At 68.9% G+C, this 3,389-nt stretch carries 1 protein-coding gene and 2 pseudogenes; 2 read left to right on the forward strand and 1 reads right to left on the reverse strand.

Annotated features, from left to right (window positions below):
* Both ACH107_RS31290 and ACH107_RS31295 read left to right on the forward strand, forming a co-directional pair.
* A pseudogene (locus tag ACH107_RS31290) lies at positions 1 to 439 on the forward strand (radical SAM protein); the annotation flags it as partial.
* Positions 440 to 608: 169 nt separating this feature from the next.
* Positions 609 to 3,161: a calcium-binding protein gene (locus ACH107_RS31295; protein WP_412509560.1), complete on the forward strand. Its 2,553-nt coding sequence runs from the start codon at positions 609 to 611 to the stop codon at positions 3,159 to 3,161.
* Positions 3,162 to 3,290: 129 nt separating this feature from the next.
* Here the strand turns inward: ACH107_RS31295 and ACH107_RS31300 are convergent.
* Positions 3,291 to 3,389: pseudogene (locus ACH107_RS31300) on the reverse strand (ornithine-acyl-ACP acyltransferase); the annotation flags it as partial.

Consider the following 3,389-nt stretch of genomic DNA (forward strand, 5'->3'; position numbering starts at 1 on the left):
ACGGCTGCAAACGATCGGGGCGCTGGCCGGGGCCGGCGTGCCGGTGCGGATCATGGCATCGCCGGTGATCCCGGGGCTGACCGACCCCGAGCTGGAGTCGATCCTGACGGCCGGGCGGCGGGCGGGCGCCTGTGCCGCCAGCTGGATCATGCTGCGCCTGCCGCTGGAGGTGTCGCCGCTGTTCCGCGAATGGCTGGCCGCGCATTACCCGGACCGGGCGGCGCGCGTCATGGGGCACGTGCGCGCGATGCATGGCGGGCAGGATTACGCCGCCGACTGGGGGCGGCGAATGCGCGGCAGCGGCCCTGTCGCCGACTTGACGGCGCAGCGGTTCGACAAGGCGGTGCGCCGGCTGGGGCTGGACGGCGCGCAACCGGCGCTGCGCTGCGATCTTTTCGCGCCGCCGCCGCGCCCGGGCGATCAACTCGCGCTTTTCTGACGCTTCGCGCTCGGGTCCGAAAGGCGCGTTATTACAATAGGTTGTGCGCCGTACTGCTGCCGCGTGCGCCGCCTTGCCGGGGGCTTTCGAAATTTTTTCCAATCGGGGTGAAACCTTACGCGGTTTTCCTGCGTGGGTTCGGGTGGAGACACACCAAAGGGGAGGCCACATGGCACATCTCGATTCGAACTTCACGTCCTTCGGGACATTCCTCGAAGGCGCCGAGGCGGTCTATCGCGTCGATCTTGCGGCGCTCAACAGTTCGGGCGTCACGGGCAACGCGCTGGTGGCGCTGGGCCCCGAGGAAGAGGACGGCGCGCAGTACGTGAACGTCGCGATCTCGGTTGACGGCATGGAAGCCGACCAGCCGGTACCGCAGCACATCCACGGCCTGTTCGACGGCGACGGCAACCCGATCGATTCGACAACGCCGGATATCAACAACGATGCCGACCGCGACGGCATGGTCGAGGTGCTGGAAGGCGTCGCGAGCTACGGCGATGTCCTGCTGACCCTCGCGGCCGAGGACGGCAACCCGCCAATGACCAATTCCGACGGCAGCTTCACCTACATCCGCAGTTTCGACGTCAACGACGACTCGAATTTCGGCAGCCCGGTCACGATGACCGACTACCAGGGCGATGACATCCTGCCGCTGACGCTGCGCGAGATCGTGCTGCACGGCGTGTCGGTGCCGGCAGATACCGGCGACGGCACCGGCGGTGAGGTCGACGGCACCCAGGACGGGTTCGTGCCGATCCTGCCCGCGGCCGCGGGCGAGATCGAGCAGACGACGCTGACCGACGCGCTGGACCTGCTGGAGGACATGGCGGCGCGGTCCGGCGAGACCGTGATGCTGGGCGATGGCGGCGAGAGCTACATGGGCTCGGGCGCCGATGACATGGTCACCGGCGGAGACGGCGACGACGCGATCACCGGCGAAGGCGGTGGCGACGACCTGAGCGGCGGCGCCGGCTCGGACGACATCGACGGCGATCTGGGCGACGACATGATCTCGGCCGGGGCCGGCGACATGAACGCCGAGAACGGTGCCGATGACGGCGCGTCCGGGGCATTGCCGCGTGACGCGTACGACAACGCTTATGCCGGCGGGTCCGGCGACGACACGATCGACGGCGGCGCGGGTGACGACATCATCACCGGCGATGACGAAAGCCGCGTGGCCACCGCGACCGGGGGCGACTTCGACCCCGCGGCCGACGGGTCGGACATGCTGTCCGGCGGTGACGGCAATGACGAGATCCACACCGGCAGCTGGGGCGACGGCGACGACGGCGAAGGCAACATGCATACCGGCATGATGGACGACACCGCGTCGGGCGGTGCCGGCGATGACATCCTGCGCGGTGCCGGCGGCAACGACATGCTGATGGGCGACGCGGGCGACGACAATGTCGGCGACGGCGGCGGCGATGACGCCATCACCGGCGGTGGCGGCGACGACGCGCTGTTCGGCAATGCCGGGGCCGACGACATCTCGGGCGGTGACGGCAATGACGTGGTCACCGCGGGCGATGGCGACGACAACACCGAGAACCTGTCGGATGGCGGCGCATCGGGCGGCCTGCCGCGCTCGGAATACGACAACGCCTATGCCGGTGATGCCGGGGATGACCAGATCACCGGCGGGGCCGGCGACGACATCATCACCGGTGACAGCGACAGCCGTGTCGCGGCGGCCACGGGCGGCATGTTCGACGCCGCGGCCGACGGATCGGACACGATCGACGGCGGCGCAGGCAATGACGAGATCCATACCGGCAGCTGGTCGGACGTGGAGAACGGCATGCCCGACGCGCAGACCGGGATGATGGGCGACGTGGCCAATGGCGGTGATGGCAACGACATCCTGCGCGGTGCCGGCGGCGACGACTTCCTGACCGGTGACGCGGGCGACGACAATGTCGGCGGCGGCGGCGGGGATGACAGCATCACCGGCAATGACGGTGACGACAACATCTTCGGCGGTGACGGCAACGACATCCTGTCCTCGGGCAGTGGCAACGACACGGCCATGGGCAATGCCGGTGACGACGCGCTCGGCGCTGGCATGGGCAATGACATGCTGGATGGCGGCGACGGCAACGACAGCATGGGCGGCGGTGTCGGCAACGACATGCTTGATGCCGGGGCAGGTGACGACGTGGCCAATGGCGGCGACGGCGACGACATGGTCGACGGCGGCGGCGGAAGCGACACGATCGGTGCCGGCAATGGCGACGACCGCGTGACCGGCGGCGACGATGGCGACAGCCTCGGCGGCGGCCAGGGCATGGATGACATCCACGGCGGCGCCGGGGATGACCTGATCGGGGCCGGGGACGGCGCCGACCACGCCTCGGGCGGCATGGGCGACGATTTCGTTGCCGGTGGCGCGGGCGCGGACATGCTGCGCGGCGGCGTCGGCGATGACCGGCTGAACGGTGGCACCGGTGACGATGTCATGACCGGTGGCATGGGTGATGACACCTTCGTCTTCAACGAGATCAAGGACGGGGAGACGGACATCATCACCGATTTCGAGCCCGGCGAGGACATGGTGCTCGTGCGTGGGTTCGCCGAGGGCTTCATGGGGGCCGAGGTGGCCGACGTGGAGATCGACGGCGATTCCTTCGCCGAGATATCGCTGGACGGTCACCGGGTTCTGCTGGAGGACGTTTCCGCGGCGCAACTGTCGCAGGAAGACTTCCTCTTTGCCTGAGTTGGTACGGTAACGAGTATGCGGGGCGGGCGGCTGTGGGCCCGCCCCGGGGTTCCCCGGCCAAGCCCACGCCCGCATCGGCCGCCATGTCAGGTGGCACGGGGCAACAGCGGGGCGCGGCGGTTTTCAGCCGGTGAACGACGAACAGCCGAACAGCATCCCGATCCCTTGATCGTCGACATACCGCGTCATTGCTCCCCACGCGACGCGCAGGATGTCCGGGTCGCG

It is taken from the genome of Roseovarius halophilus (ex Wu et al. 2025) (genome assembly GCF_047086965.1).

Coding starts and splice junctions, on each gene's coding strand:
- ACH107_RS31295 (WP_412509560.1), top strand. CDS start 609: ATGGCACATCTCGATTCGAACTTCACGTCCTTCGGGACATTCCTCGAA.